The organism is Plasticicumulans lactativorans, assembly GCF_004341245.1.
In the GTDB taxonomy this organism is placed as follows: domain Bacteria; phylum Pseudomonadota; class Gammaproteobacteria; order Competibacterales; family Competibacteraceae; genus Plasticicumulans_A; species Plasticicumulans_A lactativorans.
Window position 1 is genome coordinate 223,744 of the sequence record NZ_SLWY01000005.1, and the last position, 18,999, is coordinate 242,742.

Consider the following 18,999-nt stretch of genomic DNA (forward strand, 5'->3'; position numbering starts at 1 on the left):
GCCGCCGGCCCGCCGCGCGTCAGTGGCGCCGCGGCGCGGGCACGCCGCCGTCGGGGGCCGATTCCAGGCAGCGCCCGGCGGCGGAGACGATCAGCCCGCCCGGGTGCAGCACCTGGCGGGTGATGTGCTCGCTGCGCCGGGTCAGGCGATCGGCGATCGCGGCGAGGCCCTGCGCACTCAGCGGGTAGTGGTGTTCGAGGGCGAGCAACTGGCCGGCGCCGTCGAGGGCGGCGACGGTGTAGGCGAGGGTGCCGACGTCGTCGTCGAACTGGTTGGTGATCAGCAGCTTGTGTTCGGCCGTGGCGCCTTCGACGCGGACCACGGTCTCGACCACGTAGTCGCCGTCGAGGCGGCTCGCGGCGTGCAGCGTCGTCAGCGTGCTGCCGGTGCAGCCGCCGCCGCCTTCGCCCAGCACCTGCTGCACCGGCAGCCGGTAGGTGGCGAGCGCGGCGAGGTACTGGCGCTGCCGCTTGGCCCAGGCGACGTAGCCCTCCATCAGCGCGTCGCCCGGGGTGTCGGCGCCGGGCCCGACCTGTGCCCAGTCGTCGAAGGAGAAGAACGGCGTCCACACGCGTTCGCCGTCGAAGACGAAGCGGTTGCCGGTCGGCAGGGTGACGTCGCACGGCCCTTCGCGACGGAAGAAGGCGTGCTCGAGCAACTCCCACAGGCCGCCGAACTCGACGCTTTCGAGCTGCACCTTGAGCAGGGCGCAGAGGTCGCCGACGGTCGCGTAGGACAGGTTGACCGCCTGCACACCGAAGGTGGTTTCGAGCGTGCGGCGCGTCGTCGGCGAGGCCGCGCCGCGCTGCAGCAGGTCGTTCTCGAGCTGCCCGGCCAGTGCGCCGATACGCTCGCGCGGGCCGACGAAGGTGAAGGGCAGCATCAGCAGCGGCCCCGAGCCGGGCCGGCGCTCGGGGTTGAGCGCGGCGAGGCTGAAGGCGCGGCCGTCGTCGCTGCCGAGCGCGACCAGCTGCGGCTGGAAGTGCGCGTCGCGCAGCGTGCCGCGGAAGATGTCTTCGAGCGCCGTCAGCAGCGGGAAGCCGGGGCGCATCAGCTCGGTCTGGTCGTAGAGCGCGCCCGGCACCACCAGCCCGAGCGCGGTCAGGTCCGGTACCAGCCGGCCGAGGTCGGCGGCGATGGCGTCGGCGACACGGCTCGCATCGGCGCGCGTCAGCGGCGCGGGGGGGATGCCGTCGGCGCGGCTGCGGCCGAGGTCGAGTTCGAGGGTGAGCACGCCCGAGCAGGCGCCTAGCTCGGGGGGTGTCGGGCGGATGTCGTCCACAGGGGGGGACCTCGGGGAGTCGGCAGGGCGGGGACCACGCGGAGTGGCTACTATAACGGATGAGCGTCCAGGCCCGGTTGAGCGGAGCGGGGCTGCACCCCGCCGTCAAGGTCGCCGGATCCCGACCCGCCGCTCTCCCTCGTGCAACCGTGGCGCCGTCCGATGACTACCGAAAGCCTCTCCCCCTTCGGCCAGTTCCAGAACTACTTCGACCTGTTCGTCGCCGACCCGCACGATACCCGTGCGCCCGAGCGCAACGCCGGGATCATCGCGCGCTGCCATCGGCTGCGTTACGAGGTCTACTGCCGCGAGTTCGGCTTCGAGCGCGAGGAGGACTGCCCCGGGCAGATGGAGCGCGACGAATACGACGACCAGTCGCTGCACTGCCTGCTGGTGCACCGCTCGACGCAGTCGAGCGCCGGCACGGTGCGCCTGGTGCTGAGCCGCCCGGACGCGCCGGAGCAGCGGCTGCCGTTCTGGGCGCACTGCGAGGACAGCCTGTTCGCCCAGCACCCCAACCACCCGGCGTGCTTTCCGCCCGGGAGCTACGCCGAGATCTCGCGGCTCGCGGTCGGCGGCGCCTTCCGCCGGCGTCCGGGCGAGCAGGAGTCGCCGATCGGCCAGATCGAGGGGCAGGACTTCACCGACGTCGAACGCCGCACCTTCCCGCTGATCAGCCTGTGCCTGTTCCTCGCGGCGAGCAGCCTCGTGGTGCTGTCGGGCCGCGAGTATGCCTACGCGATCATGGAGCCGCGCCTGGCACGGCGCCTCGCCAGCGCCGGCATGCTGTTCGAGCGCATCGGCAGCGACACCGACTACCACGGCCTGCGCGCGGCCTTCTACACCGATACGCAGCTCGCGCTGTCGGCGCTCGACCGCATCGCCGGGATGCGCGAGATCTTCGATGCCGTCACCCACGGCGTGCGCATGCAGCTCGCGCCCGGGGCCGTGCGCATCGCGCCGGCGCTGCAGGCGCGCTTCGGCGGCTGAAGCCGTTCAGCCGGGGCGGCCGTCGGCGCGCGGGCGCAGGTAGATCGGCGCGAAGCGCAGCGCCCAGGCGGCGAAGGCCGCGAGCGCGACCAGCGCGGCGAGCAGCGTCAGCGCCGGCAGCGCCAGCGCGTCGCCGGCGACGCGCAGCAGCGCCGCGGCGTTGACGCCGAGGAAGCACGCCCAGGTGTAGGTGTCGGCGACCAGCGGGCGCCCGGAGTGACCGAGCGTCACCCGTGAGGCCATGCCCACCACCATCGCCGCGAAGAAGCCGATCGCCAGCGCGTGCAGCGGGCCGCGGCCGAGCGGCGCGTGGCCACCGCCGAGCAGCGCCAGGCTCTGCACGCCGTACAGCGCGAGCCCCACCCCCATCCACGCGAAGGCCAGGTGCAGCACGCCGAGCAGGCGGATGCGCTGCGCCCGGAGCAGGCCCCACGCCGCCGAGTGCCACAACGCCGTCGCCGCGAGCGGCAGGTCGACGAGCCAGGTCCACTGCGGCGCGCCGGCGAGTTCGAGCGCGCCGTGCAGCAGGCTGCCCGCGCACCACAGCGGCAGGCTCCACGCCGGCTTCACCACCTGGTAGTCGGCGAGCACGCAGGCGCTGAAGAACGGGATCATGCGATGGCAGACGGTGAAGAACACCGGCAGCAGGAAGCCCCACAGCCCCGCCTGCAGCGCGAACGCGAGGCCAAACGGCCACCCCGCCGCGAGCCACGCGGCGAACCCCGCGAGCCCGAGCCAGCCGAGCGCGAGCGCGCCGTTCAGCACGGTCTCGTGACGCTTGTCGCCGGCGGGCGTGCTCCGGTACACGCGGTAGAGCTGCGCCACGGCCCAGGCCCAGCCGGCGAGCATGGCGACGAGCCCGGCGAGCAGCGCCGGGCGTCCCAGGGCCAGCAGGCCGCCCCACACCAGCGCCTGCCCGGCGACCAGTGCGGCCCAGGCCGGCACGTAGGCACGGCGCCCGAGCTCGCGCCCGTTCATCCAGCGCGGGTAGGTGGTCATCAGAAAGCCGAAGATGAAGAACGGGAACACCCCGTAGAGCATCAGCAGCGCGTGCGCCCAGGTCGCGGCCAGGGCGGTCGGCAGCGTGCCGCCGCCGGCCTGGCGGGTGCCGAGCTCGACGCTCCAGTAGAGCAGGGCGAGCACCACCTGGACGCTGCCAGCGCAGAACATCAGGCGGTGCGGGGCGGCGCTGAACACGGTCCAGCGCTGGTGCAGGGCGGTCATCGGCGGTGATCTCGGCGGCGGGGCGACAGGTGCCCCATTCGACGCGCCACCGCCCGGCGCTGCCTTGAGCGCGGTCAAGCGCCCCGCTGCGGCGGCGTCACGCCCGTGCGGCGGCGAAGCCGTAGGGGGCCGGGTCGACGATCGGTGCGCGGCCGAGGATCAGGTCGGCGAGCAGGTGCGCGCTGGCCGGGCCGAGCACCAGCCCGTTGCGGTAGTGGCCGGCGTTGATGAACAGCCCGGCAACCTCCGGGTGCTCGCCGATGTAGGGCACGCCGGCCGGCGCGCCCGGGCGCAGCCCGGCCCAGTGGCGCTCGACCGTCGCCTCGGCGAGCGCCGGCACCAGCGCCAGCGCGGCGTCGTAGAGCTCGTCGTGGGCAGCGCTGGTCGGGCGCTTGTCGAAGCCGGTGAACTCCACCGTGCTGCCGGCGAGCACGCGGCCGTCGCGGCGCGGGATCAGGTAGCGGCCGTCGCGGATCACGATGCGCCGCAGCCGCCCCGGCGCGGCGCGGAACAGGATCATCTGCCCGTGCACCGGCCCGATCGCCGGCGCGTGGCGCAGCCCCGACAGCAGCTGGCCGGTCCAGGCGCCGCCGGCCACCACCACCGTCGGCGCCTCGAAGCGGCCCTGCGCGGTGCGCACGCCGCGCACGCGGCCGTCGTGCACGGCGATGCCGCGCACCTCGGTGTCCTCCTGCACCCGCACGCCGAGCTGCTCGACCGCGTGGCGCAGCGCCCGCAGCAGCCGCGGGTTGCGGATCTGCGCCACGTCGGGCATCCACAGCGCGCAGGTGCCGACGTGCGCGAGCGCCGGTTCGATCTCCAGCGCCTCGGGCGGCGTCAGCGCTTCGAGCCGCTGGCCGGCGTCCTGCGCCCAGGCGAGCGCCATCTCGGCGTCGAGCCCGCCGAGCGTCAGCAGGCCGCTCGGCGTCCACTCGGGGTCGATGCCGGTCTGCGCCGCGAGGTCGGCGGACAGCGCCGCGTAGTGCGCCTGGCTCCAGCCGACCAGGCGGGTGATCGCCGGGTCGGCGCGCCACGGTACCAGCGGCGAGAGGATGCCGCCGCCGGCCCACGAGGCCTCGCGCCCGGTGCTGCCGCGTTCGAGCAGGGTGACGTCGAGGCCGGCGCCGGCCAGTTCGCGGGCGACGAGCAGCCCGCTGATGCCGCCGCCGACGATGATGCAGTCGCTCATGGTGTGACTCCGCGCTGGGACGATGGCCGCGCCCCAGCGCACGGCCGAACCCGGCGATTTTCGACCCGCGGGGCGGTGCACGGGTAGCGCTTTTTGGGAGTGCCCCGATCGGGGCGCCGCGGGGCCGCGGCGGCGAGACGGCGTGGCTCGGCGGCGGCAGGCGTAAAATCGCGCCGCCACGCTGCCCGGAGCCGCTTCCATGCCTTCACGCCGCTTCTTCGTCGTGTCCGTCGTCGTGCTCGCCCTGGGGGGCGCGGCCGCCGGCGGCTGGTGGGCGCAGCACGAGACGCAGGACCCGCCGCCGGGGTTCGAGCGCGTCAACGGCCGCGCCGAGGCCACCCGCATCGACGTCGCCACCAAGCGCGCCGCGCGGGTCGCCGAGGTGCTGGTCGCCGAGGGCGAACTGGTCGGCGCCGACCAGGTGGTGGCGCGGATGGACGCGCGCGACCTCGAGGCCGCCGCGCTGCAGGCGCGCGCCGAGCTGCGCCGGGCCCGCGAGGACCAGCGCTACGCCGCGGCGCTGATCGCGCAGGCGGAGAGCGACCTGGTCTTCGCCAACCAGCAGGCGCAGCGCTCCGAGCAACTGATCTCCAGCGGCGGCGTGGCGCGCGAGCGCCTCGACTCCGACCGCAACCGCAAGGCGGTCGCCGAGGCCATGCTGCAGGCGGCGCGCATCCGCAACGTCGAGGCCGACGCCGCGGTCGAGGCGGCGCAGGCGCACGTGCAGCAGATCGAGATCGACCTCGGCGACAGCGTGCTGCGCGCCCCGCGCGGCGGGCGCGTGCAGCACCGCATCGCCGAGCCCGGCGAGGTGCTGGCGGCGGGCGGGCGGGTGCTGGCGCTGATCGACCTCGACGACGTCTACATGACGCTGTTCCTGTCCGAGGCCGCCGCCGGGCGCGTCGCCATCGGCGCCGAGGTGCGCGTCGTCTTCGACGCCTTCCCCGACCGCCCGGTGCCGGCGCACATCGCCTTCGTCGCCGACCAGGCGCAGTTCACGCCGAAGACCGTCGAGACCCACGACGAGCGCCAGAAGCTCGCCTTCCGCGCCAAGGCGCGCATCGAGGTCGGCGCGCGCTACCGACCCTACGCCAAGCCCGGCCTGCCCGGCGTCGCCTATGTGCGGCTCGATCCGCGCGTCGACTGGCCGGCCCGGCTGGCGACCGACTGGATGCAGCCGTGAGCGCGCCGCTGGCGCAGCTGGAGGCGGTCGGCCACCGCTACGGCGCGGCGGTCGCGCTCGCCGAGGTGGACCTCGCGCTGCCCGCCGGCGTGATGGTCGGGCTGATCGGGCCCGACGGCGTCGGCAAGTCGACGCTGCTCGCGCTGCTCGCCGGGGTGCGCCGGGTGCAGCACGGGCGCGTGCGGGTGTTCGGCGGCGACGTCAGCGCGCGGCAGCACCGCGCCGAGCTGCGCGCGCGCATCGCCTACATGCCGCAGGGCCTGGGGCGCAACCTGTACCCGACGCTGTCGGTGCACGAGAACGTCGACTTCTTCGGCCGCCTGTTCGGCCAGCGCGCCGCCGAGCGCCGCGCGCGGATCGACGAGCTGCTCACCGGCACCGGCCTCGCACCCTTCGCCGGGCGCCCCGCCGGCAAGCTCTCGGGCGGCATGAAGCAGAAGCTCGGGCTGTGCTGCGCGCTGATCCACGAGCCCGACCTGCTGATCCTCGACGAGCCGACCACCGGCGTCGACCCGCTGTCGCGGCGCCAGTTCTGGGAGCTGATCGCGCGCATCCGCGCGCGCCGGCCGGGGCTGTCGGTGCTGGTCGCCACCGCCTACATGGAGGAGGCCGAGCGCTTCGATCACCTGGTGATGATGGACGCCGGGCGGGTGCTCGCCACCGGCACGCCGGCGGCGCTGCGCGCGCGCGGCGATGCCGCCACGCTCGAAGCGGCCTTCATCGCGCTGCTGCCGCCGGCGCGCCGCCACGGCCATCGCGAGCCGCAGATCCCGCCGCGCCCGGCCGCGCATGCCGAGGTGGCGATCGAGGCCGCGGGGCTGACGCGCCGCTTCGGCGACTTCACCGCGGTCGACGGCGTGGACTTCCGCATCGAGCGCGGCGAGATCTTCGGCTTCCTCGGCTCCAACGGCTGCGGCAAGACCACGACGATGAAGATGCTCACCGGGCTGCTGCCGGCGAGCGCGGGCCGCGCCTGGCTGTTCGGCCGCCCGGTGGACGCCGCCGACCTCGGCGTGCGCCTGCGCATCGGCTACATGACGCAGGCGTTCTCGCTGTACCGCGAGCTGAGCGTGGCGCAGAACCTCGCGCTGCACGCGCGCCTGCTGCGGGTGGACCCGGCCGTGGCCGGGGCGCGCATCGCCGGGCTGGTGGCGGACTTCGACCTCGGCGAGGTGCTCGACGTGCCCGCCGAGCGCCTGCCGCTCGGGCTCAAGCAGCGCCTGTCGCTCGCCTGCGCGGTGATCCACCGCCCCGAGGTGCTGATCCTCGACGAGCCGACCTCGGGCGTCGACCCGGTCGCCCGCGACCGCTTCTGGGAGCTGCTGAGCACGCTGTCGCGCGGCGCCGGCGTGACCATCTTCGTCTCCACGCACTTCATGAACGAGGCCGCGCGCTGCGACCGCATCTCGCTGATGCACGCCGGGCGCGTGCTGGCGCAGGACGCCCCGGCGGCGCTGATCGCCAGCTGCGGCGCGCGCGACCTCGAAGGCGCCTTCGTGCACTACCTGGAGGCGGCGCAGCCCGCCGCCGCCGCACCGGCCGCGGCGCCGGCGGCCCCCGCGGTGCGTGCCGCCGCGCCGGCCGCGGTCGCGCCGCGCTTCTCGCTCGCGCGCCTGCTCACCTTCTCGCGGCGCGAGGCGCTGGAGGTGATGCGCGACCCGATCCGCCTCGCCTTCGCGCTGCTCGGCACGCTCGGGCTGATGGTGGTGATGGGGCTCGGCATCACCTTCGACGTCGAGGGCCTGCGCTACGCGGTGCTCGACCGCGACCGCAGCCCGGAGAGCCGCGCCTACCTGGAGAACTTCGCCGGCGCGCGTTACTTCCGCGAGCAGCCGCCGCTCGCCGACACCACCGAGGCCGAGCGGCGCCTGCGCGGCGCCGACATCCTGTTCGCGATCGAGATCCCGCCCGGCTTCGGCCGTGACCTGCTGCGCGGGCGCACGCCGGAGGTCGGTTTCCTCGTCGACGGGGCGATGCCGTTCCGCGCCGAGACCGCGCGCGGCTACATCCAGGGCGTGCACGCGCGCTACCTCGACGAACTCGCGCGCGACGGCGGCGCCGACGCGACGCTGCCGGCGACGATCGAGACGCGCTTTCGCTACAACCAGGCCTTCCGCAGCATCGATGCGATCGTGCCCGGCGTGATCGCGCTGCTGCTGCTGGTGATCCCGGCGACGCTGACCGCGCTCGGCGTGGTGCGCGAGAAGGAGCTCGGCTCGATCACCAACCTCTACGCGAGCCCGGCGACGCGGCTGGAGTTCCTGCTCGGCAAGCAACTGCCCTACGTCGGCATCGGCCTGGTCAACGCCACGCTGCTGGTGCTGCTCGCGCGCTTCGGCTTCGGCGTGCCGCTGAAGGGCAGCCTCGCCGCCCTCGCCGCCGGCGTGCTGCTCTACGTGGTCGCCGCCACCGCCTGGGGGCTGCTGATCTCGACGGTGACGCGCACGCAGATCGCCGCGCTGTTCGGCGCCTTCATCCTGACGATGATGCCGTCGATCAACTTCTCGGGGCTGATCGCGCCGGTGTCCTCGCTCGCCGGCGCCGCCGCGGTGATGGGCTACGGCTTCCCGGCGAGCTGGTTCCTGAAGATCAGCGTCGGGGTGTTCACCAAGGCGCTGGGCTTTCGCGAACTCGCACCGAACTACCTGGCGCTGGCCGGCTTCATCGTCGTCTACACCAGCGCGGCGGTCGCGCTGCTCGCGCGCCAGGAGGACTGAGCGTGCCGGCGACGCTGCGCAACATCTTCTTCCTCGGCCTGAAGGAGTTCACCAGCCTCGGCCACGACCTCGTGCTGATGCTGCTGATCGTCTACAGCATGAGCGTGCTGGTGTTCGTCAGCGCGCGCGCGACCGGCATCGAGGTGCGCAACGCCTCGATCGCCTTCGTCGACGAGGACGGCGGCGCGCTCGCCCGGCGCCTGGTCGACGCCCCCGCGCCGCCGTATTTCCAGGCGCCGGTGGCGCTCGCCCCGCAGGACGTCGACGCCGCGCTCGACGGCGGCCACCAGACCTTCGTCGTCGACATCCCGCCGCGCTTCGAGGCCGACGTGCACGCCGGGCGCCAGCCGGCGCTGCAGCTCAACGTCGACGCCACGGCGATGAGCCAGGCCGGCATCGGCAGCGGCTACCTCGAACGCATCATCAACGACGAGATCGCCGCCTACCTCGGGCCCGCGGACGGTGCCCCGGCCGCCGCGGCGAACGCGACGGTGCGCATCGCCTTCAACCCCAACCTGTACGCGCACTGGTTCCTCGGCGTGATGATGGTGGTGAACATGGTGACCATGCTCGCGATCATCCTCACCGGCTCGGCGCTGATCCGCGAGCGCGAGCAGGGCACGCTCGAACACCTGCTGGTGATGCCGCTGACGCCGTTCGAGATCATGGCCTCGAAGGTGTGGGCGACCGCGCTGGTGATCGTCGTCGCCGCCGGGCTGTCGCTGACCGTGGTGGTGCAGGGGCTGCTGCAGGTGCCGATCCGCGGCTCGGTGCCGCTGTTCCTCGGCGCGACGCTGGTCTACCTGTTCGCGGTGACGGCGATCGGCATCTTCCTCGCCACCGTCGCGCGCTCGATGCCGCAGCTCGGCCTGCTCGGCCTGCCGATCGTGTTCCCGATGGTGATGCTGTCGGGCTCGATCACCCCGCTCGACAGCATGCCGGCGGCGATCCGCACGCTGATGCAGTTCTCGCCGTCGACGCACTACGTCGCGGTGGCGCAGGGGGTGCTGTTCCGCGGCGCCGAATTCGCGCTGGTGTGGCGCCAGCTCGCGCTGGTGGCGCTGATCGGCGGGGTGTTCTTCACGGTCGCCGCGCTCAGGCTGCGGCGCACGCTGGCGCTGGCGGGCTGAGCGGTGGCTCTAGCCGCCGCGCGGGCGGCGGGCAAGCAGGCGGTCGAGCGTCGCCGCGAAGGCCTGGCGGTCGCGCTCGCCGAAGGGCGCGGTGCGGGTCTGCGCGAGCCCCGCGCTGCGCAGTTCGTCCATCGCGTTGCGCAGGCTCAGCACCTCGCCGATGTTGTCCGGCGTGTACAGCGCACCGCGCGGGTTGATCACCGCCACGCCGTTGGCGACGAGCTTCGCGGCGAGCGGGATGTCGGCGCTGATCACCACGTCGCCCGCCTCGGCCGCGGCGACGATCCAGTCGTCGGCGGCATCGAAGCCCGCGCTCACCGTCACCACCCGCACCCCGCGCCCCGGCGGGCGCTTCAGCGGCTGGTTGGCGACCAGCACCAGCGGCAGCGCCAGGCGTGTCGCGGCGCGCAGCACGATCTCCTTGACCGGGCCGGGACAGGCGTCGGCGTCGATGTAGAGCTTCATGCGTCGCCGAGCAGCGTGCGCAGCCGCGGCCAGTCGAAGGCCGGGCCGGGGTCGGTCTTGCGTCCGGGCGCGATGTCGCTGTGGCCGGCGAGGTGTGCGGCGGGGATCGTGTAGGCGGCGCGCAGCGCGCCGATCGCCGCGGCGAGCGCGCCGTACTGCGCGTCGGCGTAGGGGGTGTCGTCGCTGCCTTCGAGCTCGATGCCGACCGAGAAGTCGTTGCAGCGCTCGCGGCCGCGCCAGTTCGACACGCCGGCGTGCCAGGCGCGGCGGTGGAAGGGCACGTACTGCACCGGCGCGCCGTCGCGGCGGATCAGCAGGTGCGCCGACACGCGCAGCCCGGCGATGGCGGCGAAGTAGGGGTGGGCGGCGGGGTCGAGCGTGTTGCTGAACAGGTGGTCGATCCACGGCCCGCCGAACGCGCCCGGCGGCAGGCTGATGCCGTGCACCACGATCAGCTCGATGCCGGCGCCGTCGGGGCGCGCGTCGGCGTTCGGCGACGGGCACTGCCGCGCGCCGCTGAGCAGGCCGCTGGCGCGGTCGACGTGCATGTGCGGTTCAGCCGGCGACCGCGGCCGGCAGCGGTGCGAGCGTGAGCGGCGCGCCCCACAGGCGCGCGGCCACTGGTTCGAGCCGCGCGCAGTCGCCGCTGGCGAAGAAGGCCGCGGTGCCGGCGTGCGGGGCGCCGCGCAGCAGGCCGTGGCTCTCCAGCAGGCTGCGGGTGCGTCGGGCGACCGCGCCGGCGGTGTCGATCAGCGTCACGTCGGGGCCGGCGACGGTGCGGATCAGCGGCGCGAGGAAGGGGTAGTGCGTGCAGCCGAGGATCAGCGTGTCGGCGCCGCGCGCGAGCAGCGGCTCGACGTGGCGCGCCACGTTTGCGCGCGCCGCGGCGCTGGTGAGGTCGCCGTGCTCGACCAGATCGACCCAGCCGGGGCAGGGTTCGGTGAGCACCTCGACGCCGTCGCCGAAGCGCGCGAGCAGCGCCGCGAAGCGTGCGCTGGCGAGCGTGCCGGTGGTGGCGAGCACCCCCACCACGCGGCTGCGCGTGGCGGCGGCGGCGGGCTTGACCGCCGGTTCCATGCCGACCACCGGCACCGCGACGCGGCTGCGCAGGCTGTCGGCCGCCGCCGCGGTGGCAGTGTTGCAGGCGATCACCACGAGCTTCGCGCCGTGCCCGAGCAGGAAGCCGGTGAGCGCGTGCGTGCGGGCGCGGATGTAGGCCTCGGACTTCTCGCCGTAGGGCACGTGGCCGGAGTCGGCGACGTAGACGAAGTCCTCGTGCGGCAGCAGCGCGCGCAGTTCGCGCAGCACCGAGAGTCCGCCGAGCCCGGAATCGAAAACCCCGACCGGCGCCTGCGCGCCGCCCGGGGTGTCCCGCGGGTCGGAGGTGTGCACCGCGCGTCAGCCTTCGAGGTGGTAGGCGACGATGCGCTCGACCTCGTGGCGCGAGCCCATGATCACCGGCACACGCTGGTGCAGGCCGTCGGGCTGCAGGTCGAGGATGCGCTGGGTGCCGGTGCTCGCCAGGCCGCCGGCCTGCTCGATCAGCATCGCCACCGGGTTGGCCTCGTACATCAGGCGCAGCTTGCCGCCCTTGGCGGCGGTCTTGGTGTCCCACGGGTAGAGGAACACGCCGCCGCGGCACAGCACGCGGTAGACGTCGCCGACCATCGCCCCCATCCAGCGCATGTTGAAGTCCTTGCCGCGCGGCCCCTCGCGGCCGGCGCGGCATTCGCCGATGTAGCGCTGCACCGGCGGCGCCCAGAAGCGCTCGTTGGAGGCGTTGATCGCGTACTCGACGGACTCCTCGGGCACGCGCATGTCGGGGTGGGTCAGCAGGAACTCGCCGATGCTGTCGTCGAGCGTGAAGGCGTTGACGCCGTGGCCGGTGGTCAGCACCAGGATGGTCTGCGGGCCGTAGATCGCCATGCCGGCGGCGACCTGCTCGGCGCCGGCCTGCAGGAAGTCGGTCGCCACCGGCCTGCCGCCGGACTCGGGGGCGCGCAGCACCGAGAAGATGGTGCCGATGATGCCGTTGACGTCGGTGTTGGTGGAGCCGTCGAGCGGATCGAACAGCAGCAGGTACTTGCCGCGCGGGTACTCGGCGGGGATGTTGTAGACGTCGTCCATCTCCTCCGAGGCCATCGCCGCGACGTGCCCGCCCCACTCGTTGCAGCGCAGGAAGACGTCGTTGGAGAGCACGTCGAGCTTCTTCTGGATCTCGCCCTGAACGTTCTCGGAGCCGGCGCCGCCCAGCACCCCGGCGAGCCCGCCGCGGCGCACCGAATGCGCGATGGACTTCACCGCGATGACGATGTCGTTGATCAGCGCGGTGAAATCGCCCGAGGCGCTGCGATGGCGGCGTTGCTCCTCGATGATGAACTGGGTGACCGTGGTGCCGACGTTCATGCGGGATTACCTTGAGATCGGGGGGCTGCGCAGAGCGTGACGGGTATCGACCGGGGAGCCGTCACGCGCGAGGCGCGGAGTCTAGCATCGCGCACCCGGTGCCGTGCCCGTGGCCCGTCAGCAAGTGTTACGCATCCGCCCGCGGCCGGGGAGGTACAGGCGCACCATGCACACCATCCGCACACTCGGACTGCTCACCGCCGGCGGCGACTGCCAGGGGCTCAACGCCGCGCTGCGTGCCGTCACCCTCGCCGCGCAGCGCGACCTCGGCGCCACGGTGCTCGGCTTCCACGACGGCTACGTCGGCCTGCTGCGCGGGGACTGCCGCCGGCTCGACCGCGACGACGTCGCCGGCATCCTCGCCCAGGGCGGCACCATCCTCGGCACCGGCCGCGGGCGCGCCGAGCAGGGCGCGGCGCTCGACGACCTGGTGCGGCGCTCGCTGCAGCAGGCCACGGCCCTCGGCCTCGACGCGCTGGTGTGCCTTGGCGGCGACGGCACCCAGCGCTTCGCGCGCGCGCTGGCGGAGGCGGGGCTGCGCGTCGTCACGCTGCCGAAGACCATCGACAACGACATCCGCGGCACCGAGGTCTGCTTCGGCTTCGACTCCGCGGTGTACATCGCCACCGAGGCGATCGAGCGCCTGCGCACCACCGCGCACAGCCATTCGCGGGTGATGCTGTGCGAGGTGATGGGGCGCGACGCCGGCTGGATCGCGCTCGCCGCGGGCCTCGCCGGCCCGGCGCACGTGGTGCTGATCCCCGAGATTCCGTACCGCACCGAGGCGGTGGTCGCGGCGCTGCAGGCGCGCGCCGCGCGCGGCCGCCGCTATTCGATCGTCGTCGTCGCCGAGGGCGCGCGCTCGGCCGCCGACGCCGCCGCCGGGCGCACGCAGAAGCACGCCGCGGCGCTGCGCCTGGTCGACGAGCTGCAGGACGCCACCGGCATCGAGACGCGGCTGACCACGCTCGGCTACGTGCTGCGCGGCGGTGCCCCCACCGTCGGCGACCGCCTGCTCGCCACCGAGCTCGGCCTGGAGGCGGTGCGCCTGCTCGGCGCCGGCGTGCACGGCGTGATGGTCGGCCAGCAGCACGGCCGGCTGGTGCCGGTGCCGCTCGCCGAGGCCGGCAGCGGCGCCCGTACGGTGCCGCCCGAGCACCGGTGGATCGACGCGCTGCGCCGCCTCGGCGCGTGCCTCGGCGACTGACGGCTCAGGTGTAGCCTTCGCGCCAGCGCACCGGGGCGAAGCGGATCGGCGGCAGGGGCGGTAGCCCGTGCATCCCGCGGCGAGCAGCGCGACGCGTGCGGCGATTCCCACGTGTTTCATCGCGCTGGCCTCGGGGCGTGCGGGGTTCGGGATCGCCGCGCCGGTGCGTGGCGACCGCCCGCCGCGCGGCCGGGATGCCCCCGGCCGGCGCGGCGCGGTGGCAGGATAGCGCCTGCCGGCGCCGCCCGGCCGCGACCAGGAGCCCCCCATGAGCACGCTGTTCTCGCCTTACGCCATCGGCCCGCTCACGCTGAAGAACCGCATCGTGATCGCGCCGATGTGCCAGTACTCCGCCGAGGACGGCGAGGCCACCGACTGGCACCTGATCCACCTCGGCCACCTGGCGCTGTCCGGTGCCGGCCTGCTGATCATCGAGGCGACCGCGGTGGCGCCCGAAGGCCGCATCTCGGCGGCCGATCTCGGGCTGTGGTCGGACGCGACCGAGCAGGCGCTGGGGCGGGTGCTGCGCGCGGTGCGCCGTTACTCGCCGATGCCGCTCGCCATCCAGCTCGGCCACGCCGGGCGCAAGGCGTCGAGCCGCGTGCCCTGGGAGGGCGGCCAGCTGGTGCCGGTGGACGAGGGCGGCTGGCGCCCGCTGGCGCCGTCGGCGATCCCGCACGCGGCGGACGAGCCGGCCCCGCAGGCGCTCGACGACGCCGGCCTCGGGCGCGTGCTCGCGGCCTTCGTCGCCGCCGCGCAGCGGGCGCACCGGCTCGGCCTCGATGCGATCGAACTGCACGCGGCGCACGGCTACCTGCTGCACCAGTTCCTCTCGCCGCTCGCGAACAGCCGCGACGACGCCTACGGCGGTTCGCTCGCCAACCGCATGCGCTTCCCGCTGCAGGTGTTCGACGCGGTCCGGGCGGCGGTGCCGGCCACGCTGCCGGTCGGCGTGCGCCTCTCCGCCACCGACTGGGTCGACGGCGGCTGGGACGTGGAGCAGAGCATCGCCTTCGGCCATGCGCTGCGCGCGCGCGGCTGCGCCTTCCTGCACGTGTCGAGCGGCGGCGTGTCGCCGCGCCAGCAGATCCCGCTCGGCCCCGACTACCAGGTGCCGCTGGCCGCGCGCATCCGCGCCGAGGTCGGCCTGCCGACCATCGCCGTCGGCCTGATCACCGAGGCCGGGCAGGCCGAGGCGGTCGTCGCCGACGGGCGCGCCGACCTCGTCGCGCTGGCGCGCGGGATGCTGTTCGATCCGCGCTGGCCGTGGCACGCCGCGGCCACGCTCGGCGCCCAGGTCGAGGCGCCGCCGCAGTACTGGCGCTCGCAGCCGCGCGGCCTGGGCGCGCTGTTCGGCGACGTCCGCATCCGCCAGCGCTGAGCGCGGCGGGCGTCCGCCCCGGCATATCCGGCCGGAATTCCGACGAGCGCCCGCCACCGTCCGCGGCGGCGTGGCCGTGCCGCGACCGCCTGCCTGCGGCCACCACCCCCTTGGGGTTACCCCGTGATGCGAAGGCGGACAGGCGTCATAGCAACTTGTATATTGCGATCCAGACCCCCGACGGATGCCGCCCCCATGCGCGCCCTGCTGTCCTGCCTTGCGTCCGTGCTGGTCCTTGGCCTCGGCGCTGCCGCGTGGGCCACTGACCTCACCGTGTCGGCCGCCGCCAGCCTGACCAACGCCTTGCGCGAGCTGGCGCCGGCGTTCGAGGCGGCGCATCCGGGCACCCGGGTGCAGCTCAACTTCGGCGCCTCGGGGGCGCTGCTGCAGCAGATCGCCAAGGGGGCGCCGGTCGACGTCTTCGCCAGCGCCGACCAGGAGACGATGGACCAGGCCCAGGCGCAGGGCCTGATCGACTCCGCCGGCCGCCACGACTTCGCGGCGAATGCGCTGGTGGTGATCGTGCCGGAGGGCAGCCGGCAGCGGCCCGCGACGCTCGCCGAACTCGCGCAGCCGCCGTATGCGCGCATCGCCATCGGCCTGCCGGCCAGCGTGCCGGTCGGCCGCTACACCCGCGCCGTGCTCGAACGCGAAGGGCTGTGGCTCGCGATCGAGCCGAAGATGATCGGCGCCAACAACGTGCGCCAGGCGCTCGACTACACCGCCCGCGGCGAGGTCGACGCCGGCTTCGTCTACGCGACCGACGCCGCGCTGATGCCCGGCAGGGTCGCGGTGGCGCTGACGGTGCCGACCGCCACACCGATCCGCTACCCGGTCGCGCCGGTGGCCGGCGGTGCCCAGGCCGAGGCGGCGCGGCAGTTCATCGCCTTCCTGCGCTCGGCGCCGGCGCAGGCGCTGCTCGCCCGCCATGGCTTCGGCGCGCCCTGAGACGATGCGCAGTGGACGGGGCCTGGGTGGCGCTCGCGCTGACGCTGAAGGTGGCAGGCTGGGCGACCGCGCTGAACCTGGTGCTCGGCGTCGGCCTCGGCTTCGTGCTGGCGCGCCGCCGCTTCCCCGGGCGCGAACTGCTCGATGCGCTGCTGACGCTGCCGATGGTGCTGCCGCCCACCGTGCTCGGCTACTACCTGCTGGTGCTGATCGGCAGCCAGGGGCCGCTCGGCGGCTGGCTGAAGCGCACGTTCGGCATCAACCTTATCTTCACCTGGCAGGGCGCGGTGCTCGCCGCGGCGGTGGTGTCGTTCCCGCTGGTCTTCAAGTCGGCGCGGGCGGCCTTCGAGATGGTCGAGCCGCAGCTGGAGCAGGCCGCGCGCGTGCTCGGCGTGCACGAGCCCGGCATCTTCTTCCGCGTGTCGCTGCCGCTCGCCTGGCGCGGCATCCTCGCCGGCCTGCTGCTGGCCTTCGCCCGCGCCACCGGCGAGTTCGGCGCGACGCTGATGGTGGCCGGCAGCATCCCCGGCAGGACGCAGACGCTGTCGATCGCCGTGTACGAGGCGGTGCAGGCCGGCCAGGACGCCGTCGCCAATTCTCTGGTGCTGGTGACCTCGGTGACCTGCATCGCGGTGCTGCTGGCGGCCGGGTGGCTGGCGCCGGGGCGCGTGCCGGAGCGGCGCTGAGATGACGGCGGTGTGGGACTTCGAGCTCGCGCGCTGCCTGCGCCACGACGGGCGGCGCTTCGATCTGCACGTCGCCTGCCGCAGCGAGGCAGCGCGGCTGGTGCTGTTCGGGCCGTCCGGTGCCGGCAAGAGCCAGACGCTGCAGATGATCGCCGGGCTCGCGCGCCCGGACCGCGGCCACGTGCGGGTGGCCGGCACGACGCTGTTCGACCGCGCGAGCGGCGTGGACCTGTCGCCGCAGCGCCGGCGCCTCGCCTACGTGTTCCAGGACTACGCGCTGTTCCCGCACCTGACGGTGCGCCAGAACGTCGCCTTCGCGCTGCACGGCGGCCTGCGCAACCCCTCGCGCCACGCCGCCGACGCGAGCGTCGACCACTGGCTCGCGACCTTCCAGCTGCAGGCGGTGGCGCGGCACTACCCGGAGCAGTTGTCGGGCGGCCAGCGCCAGCGCACGGCGCTGGCGCGCGCGCTGGTGGCGCGGCCGCGCGCGCTGCTGCTCGACGAGCCCTTCGCCGCGCTCGACCGCGCGCTGCGCCGGCGCCTGCGCGACGAACTCGCCGAGCTGCAGGCCGAGCTGAAGCTGCCGCTGCTCTTGATCACCCACGACGAGGACGACGTGCACCAGCTCGCCGATGCGGTGGTGCAGCTCGACGGCGGGCGCGTCGTGGGGACGACGGTTGCGCCGGCGGCGGGGGCGTTGCCGCAGGCCGGCCGCCCCCGCCACGACACCCCGCGGGAGCACGCATGACGGGCCGGCCGCGCAGGCAGGACGAGCGCATCGAGCTGCGTGGCGCGCTGTGGATGACCGTCGGCGGCGTCAGCCTGGGCGGGCACGGGCGCATCGGCCTGCTGCGCGCGATCGCCGAGCACGGCTCGATCACGCAGGCGGCCAAGGCCATGGGCATGAGCTACAAGGCGGCCTGGGATGCCGTCGACACGATGAACAACCTCGCCGGCGAGGCGCTGGTCGAGCGCACCAGCGGCGGGCGCGGCGGCGGCGCCACCCGCCTGACGGCGCGCGGCCTGCGCCTGATCGAGCGCTACGCGCAGCTCGACGCGATCCACCAGCGCTTCGTCCGGCTGCTGAGCGAGGAGGCGGCCGACCTGCAGGCGGACCTCGACGTGCTGCGCACGCTCAACGTCCGCACCAGCGCCCGCAACCAGTTCGCCGGCACGATCACCGCGGTGCGCGCCGGTGCCGTCGACGACGAGGTGGAGCTGATCCTGCCCGGCGGCGCGCGCATCGTCGCGCTGCTCACCCGCGAGAGCACCGAGGCGCTCGGGCTGCGGCCGCGCCAGGCCGCGTTCGCGCTGGTCGCGGCCTCGGCGGTGATCGTCGCCACCGACCTGCGCGGCGCCCGCCTGTCGGCGCGCAACCAGTTGCCGGGCACGGTCGCCGCGGTGCTGCCCGATGCGGTGAACGCCGAGGTGGTGATCGACATCGACGGCGGCGGCAGCGTCGCCGCCACGCTGACCCAGGCGAGCGTGCGCGAACTCGGCCTCGCGCCCGGGGTGCGGGCCAGCGCGATCTTCAAAGCCTCCAGCGTGATCCTCGGCGTCGCGCTGTGAGCGCGCGCGTCACTTCGACAGGCCGTGCTGCTCCAGCCGCTACCGCAGCGTGCGGCGGCTGATGCCGGGCAGCCGCGCCGCCTCGGCCGTGCTCGGGCGGACAGCGTCGACGATATCGGGCAGGTTTGCCGCGGCGGCCCTCCCAAAAAAAACGGGCGCGGTCACCCGCGCCCGAAGTGCCCCGGGATCGCCCCCGGGCCCCTGGGAGGACTCAGAAATCGGTACGCAGGCCGATGGCGACGGTGCTGTTGTCGTTGAGCAGGTCGCTCTTGCGGTCGATGTACTCGTACTCGACGTAGGCGTGGGTGCGCTTGCTGAACCAGTGCTGCACGCCGAGGGCGTACTCGTTGAGCTCGGTGAAGGCGTAGTCGCTGGTGCGCCGTCCGCCGTGGGCGAGGAGGACGTTGTTGCCGAGGTTGTACTGCCCGGCGATGCCCCAGCCGGTGGAGTTCATGCCCTTGACCGGGTTGAAGACGCCCTCAATGCCGCCGGTGAGGCTGGCGGGCAGGCCGCCGAGCAGGGTCAGATCGCCGTGCTCGTAGGTGCCGCCGATCTGGAAGTCGGGGGTGCCGTAGCGCAGGTCGACGCCGACGAGGTCGGTGTCGGCGTTGCGGTTGGCCAT

17 protein-coding genes and 1 pseudogene are annotated in these 18,999 nt (G+C 74.2%); 10 read left to right on the top strand and 8 right to left on the bottom strand.

Going from position 1 to position 18,999, the window contains the following annotated elements; all coding sequences use genetic code 11:
- Positions 1–19: 19 nt before the first annotated feature.
- Complete coding sequence (locus EV699_RS05725; protein ID WP_132539863.1) at positions 20–1,282, bottom strand: hypothetical protein; 1,263 nt, start codon at positions 1,280–1,282, stop codon at positions 20–22.
- A 162-nt stretch (positions 1,283–1,444) separates the two neighbouring features.
- On the opposite strand from EV699_RS05725, the gene EV699_RS05730 reads away from it, so the two are divergent.
- A complete protein-coding gene (locus EV699_RS05730; RefSeq protein WP_132539865.1) occupies positions 1,445–2,272 on the top strand; it encodes a PEP-CTERM/exosortase system-associated acyltransferase in 828 nt (275 codons plus the stop codon).
- Between the two features lie 6 nt (positions 2,273–2,278).
- Here EV699_RS05730 and EV699_RS05735 read toward each other — a convergent pair whose 3' ends face one another.
- Positions 2,279–3,496, bottom strand: coding sequence for an NnrS family protein (locus tag EV699_RS05735; RefSeq protein WP_132539867.1), 1,218 nt, complete (start codon positions 3,494–3,496; stop codon positions 2,279–2,281).
- Between the two features lie 97 nt (positions 3,497–3,593).
- A complete protein-coding gene (thiO, locus tag EV699_RS05740; protein ID WP_132539869.1) occupies positions 3,594–4,685 on the bottom strand; it encodes a glycine oxidase ThiO in 1,092 nt (363 codons plus the stop codon).
- Between the two features lie 199 nt (positions 4,686–4,884).
- Between thiO and EV699_RS05745 the strand changes: the two genes are divergently transcribed.
- From EV699_RS05745 to EV699_RS05755, 3 genes are read left to right on the top strand one after another with little or no spacing between them, the layout of a single operon-like run.
- The gene (locus tag EV699_RS05745) at positions 4,885–5,868 is read left to right on the top strand and encodes an HlyD family secretion protein (RefSeq protein WP_132539871.1); all 984 of its coding nucleotides are present in this window, start codon (positions 4,885–4,887) and stop codon (positions 5,866–5,868) included.
- Complete coding sequence (rbbA, locus tag EV699_RS05750) at positions 5,865–8,585, top strand: ribosome-associated ATPase/putative transporter RbbA (protein WP_132539873.1); 2,721 nt, start codon at positions 5,865–5,867, stop codon at positions 8,583–8,585. The genes EV699_RS05745 and rbbA overlap by 4 nt, the downstream gene beginning before the upstream one ends.
- A gap of 2 nt (positions 8,586–8,587) precedes the next feature.
- Complete coding sequence (locus EV699_RS05755; RefSeq protein WP_243662572.1) at positions 8,588–9,715, top strand: ABC transporter permease; 1,128 nt, start codon at positions 8,588–8,590, stop codon at positions 9,713–9,715.
- A 9-nt stretch (positions 9,716–9,724) separates the two neighbouring features.
- On the opposite strand, the gene EV699_RS05760 is transcribed toward EV699_RS05755, so the two are convergent.
- Genes EV699_RS05760 through EV699_RS05775 form a run of 4 tightly spaced genes read right to left on the bottom strand, consistent with a single transcriptional unit; the run spans position 9,725 to position 12,586 of the window.
- Positions 9,725–10,180: a YaiI/YqxD family protein gene (locus tag EV699_RS05760; RefSeq protein WP_132539875.1), complete on the bottom strand. Its 456-nt coding sequence runs from the start codon at positions 10,178–10,180 to the stop codon at positions 9,725–9,727.
- Positions 10,177–10,728 carry a 1,6-anhydro-N-acetylmuramyl-L-alanine amidase AmpD gene (gene ampD / locus EV699_RS05765; protein WP_132539877.1) on the bottom strand — a complete coding sequence of 184 codons (552 nt, stop codon included), beginning with the start codon at positions 10,726–10,728 and terminating at the stop codon, positions 10,177–10,179. The genes EV699_RS05760 and ampD overlap by 4 nt, the downstream gene beginning before the upstream one ends.
- A gap of 7 nt (positions 10,729–10,735) precedes the next feature.
- Complete coding sequence (gene murI / locus EV699_RS05770; RefSeq protein WP_132539879.1) at positions 10,736–11,572, bottom strand: glutamate racemase; 837 nt, start codon at positions 11,570–11,572, stop codon at positions 10,736–10,738.
- A 6-nt stretch (positions 11,573–11,578) separates the two neighbouring features.
- Positions 11,579–12,586 carry a class 1 fructose-bisphosphatase gene (locus EV699_RS05775; RefSeq protein WP_132539881.1) on the bottom strand — a complete coding sequence of 336 codons (1,008 nt, stop codon included), beginning with the start codon at positions 12,584–12,586 and terminating at the stop codon, positions 11,579–11,581.
- A 166-nt stretch (positions 12,587–12,752) separates the two neighbouring features.
- Here EV699_RS05775 and EV699_RS05780 point away from each other — a divergent pair, with 166 nt between their 5' ends.
- The 6 genes from EV699_RS05780 (at position 12,753) to EV699_RS05805 (ending at position 18,377) form a co-directional block, all read left to right on the top strand.
- Positions 12,753–13,793 (top strand): 6-phosphofructokinase, encoded by a 1,041-nt coding sequence (locus tag EV699_RS05780; RefSeq protein WP_132539883.1) that lies wholly within the window; start codon positions 12,753–12,755, stop codon positions 13,791–13,793.
- Between the two features lie 268 nt (positions 13,794–14,061).
- Positions 14,062–15,174: an NADH:flavin oxidoreductase/NADH oxidase gene (locus EV699_RS05785; protein ID WP_132539885.1), complete on the top strand. Its 1,113-nt coding sequence runs from the start codon at positions 14,062–14,064 to the stop codon at positions 15,172–15,174.
- A 195-nt stretch (positions 15,175–15,369) separates the two neighbouring features.
- Positions 15,370–16,122 carry a molybdate ABC transporter substrate-binding protein gene (gene modA, locus EV699_RS05790; protein ID WP_132539887.1) on the top strand — a complete coding sequence of 251 codons (753 nt, stop codon included), beginning with the start codon at positions 15,370–15,372 and terminating at the stop codon, positions 16,120–16,122.
- An 11-nt stretch (positions 16,123–16,133) separates the two neighbouring features.
- On the top strand, positions 16,134–16,808 hold the full coding sequence (modB, locus tag EV699_RS05795) for a molybdate ABC transporter permease subunit (RefSeq protein ID WP_132539889.1): 675 nt from the start codon (positions 16,134–16,136) through the stop codon (positions 16,806–16,808).
- 1 nt (position 16,809) lies between these two features.
- Complete coding sequence (locus EV699_RS05800; protein ID WP_132539891.1) at positions 16,810–17,556, top strand: ATP-binding cassette domain-containing protein; 747 nt, start codon at positions 16,810–16,812, stop codon at positions 17,554–17,556.
- Positions 17,553–18,377 carry a TOBE domain-containing protein gene (locus tag EV699_RS05805; protein ID WP_132539893.1) on the top strand — a complete coding sequence of 275 codons (825 nt, stop codon included), beginning with the start codon at positions 17,553–17,555 and terminating at the stop codon, positions 18,375–18,377. Before EV699_RS05800 ends, EV699_RS05805 begins: the two co-directional genes overlap by 4 nt.
- Before the next feature lie 211 nt (positions 18,378–18,588).
- Here the strand turns inward: EV699_RS05805 and EV699_RS05810 are convergent.
- Positions 18,589–18,999, bottom strand: a pseudogene (locus EV699_RS05810) (hypothetical protein); the annotation flags it as partial.

What these genes read in the sequence shown, in the direction of transcription:
- EV699_RS05745 (WP_132539871.1), top strand. Translation starts at nt 4,885, where the DNA reads ATGCCTTCACGCCGCTTCTTCGTCGTGTCCGTCGTCGTGCTCGCCCTG.
- EV699_RS05780 (WP_132539883.1), top strand. Translation starts at nt 12,753, where the DNA reads ATGCACACCATCCGCACACTCGGACTGCTCACCGCCGGCGGCGACTGC.
- ampD (WP_132539877.1), bottom strand. Translation starts at nt 10,728, where the DNA reads ATGCACGTCGACCGCGCCAGCGGCCTGCTCAGCGGCGCGCGGCAGTGC.
- EV699_RS05785 (WP_132539885.1), top strand. Translation starts at nt 14,062, where the DNA reads ATGAGCACGCTGTTCTCGCCTTACGCCATCGGCCCGCTCACGCTGAAG.
- EV699_RS05805 (WP_132539893.1), top strand. Translation starts at nt 17,553, where the DNA reads ATGACGGGCCGGCCGCGCAGGCAGGACGAGCGCATCGAGCTGCGTGGC.
- EV699_RS05735 (WP_132539867.1), bottom strand. Translation starts at nt 3,496, where the DNA reads ATGACCGCCCTGCACCAGCGCTGGACCGTGTTCAGCGCCGCCCCGCAC.
- EV699_RS05730 (WP_132539865.1), top strand. Translation starts at nt 1,445, where the DNA reads ATGACTACCGAAAGCCTCTCCCCCTTCGGCCAGTTCCAGAACTACTTC.
- EV699_RS05775 (WP_132539881.1), bottom strand. Translation starts at nt 12,586, where the DNA reads ATGAACGTCGGCACCACGGTCACCCAGTTCATCATCGAGGAGCAACGC.
- modA (WP_132539887.1), top strand. Translation starts at nt 15,370, where the DNA reads ATGCGCGCCCTGCTGTCCTGCCTTGCGTCCGTGCTGGTCCTTGGCCTC.
- EV699_RS05760 (WP_132539875.1), bottom strand. Translation starts at nt 10,180, where the DNA reads ATGAAGCTCTACATCGACGCCGACGCCTGTCCCGGCCCGGTCAAGGAG.
- thiO (WP_132539869.1), bottom strand. Translation starts at nt 4,685, where the DNA reads ATGAGCGACTGCATCATCGTCGGCGGCGGCATCAGCGGGCTGCTCGTC.
- EV699_RS05800 (WP_132539891.1), top strand. Translation starts at nt 16,810, where the DNA reads ATGACGGCGGTGTGGGACTTCGAGCTCGCGCGCTGCCTGCGCCACGAC.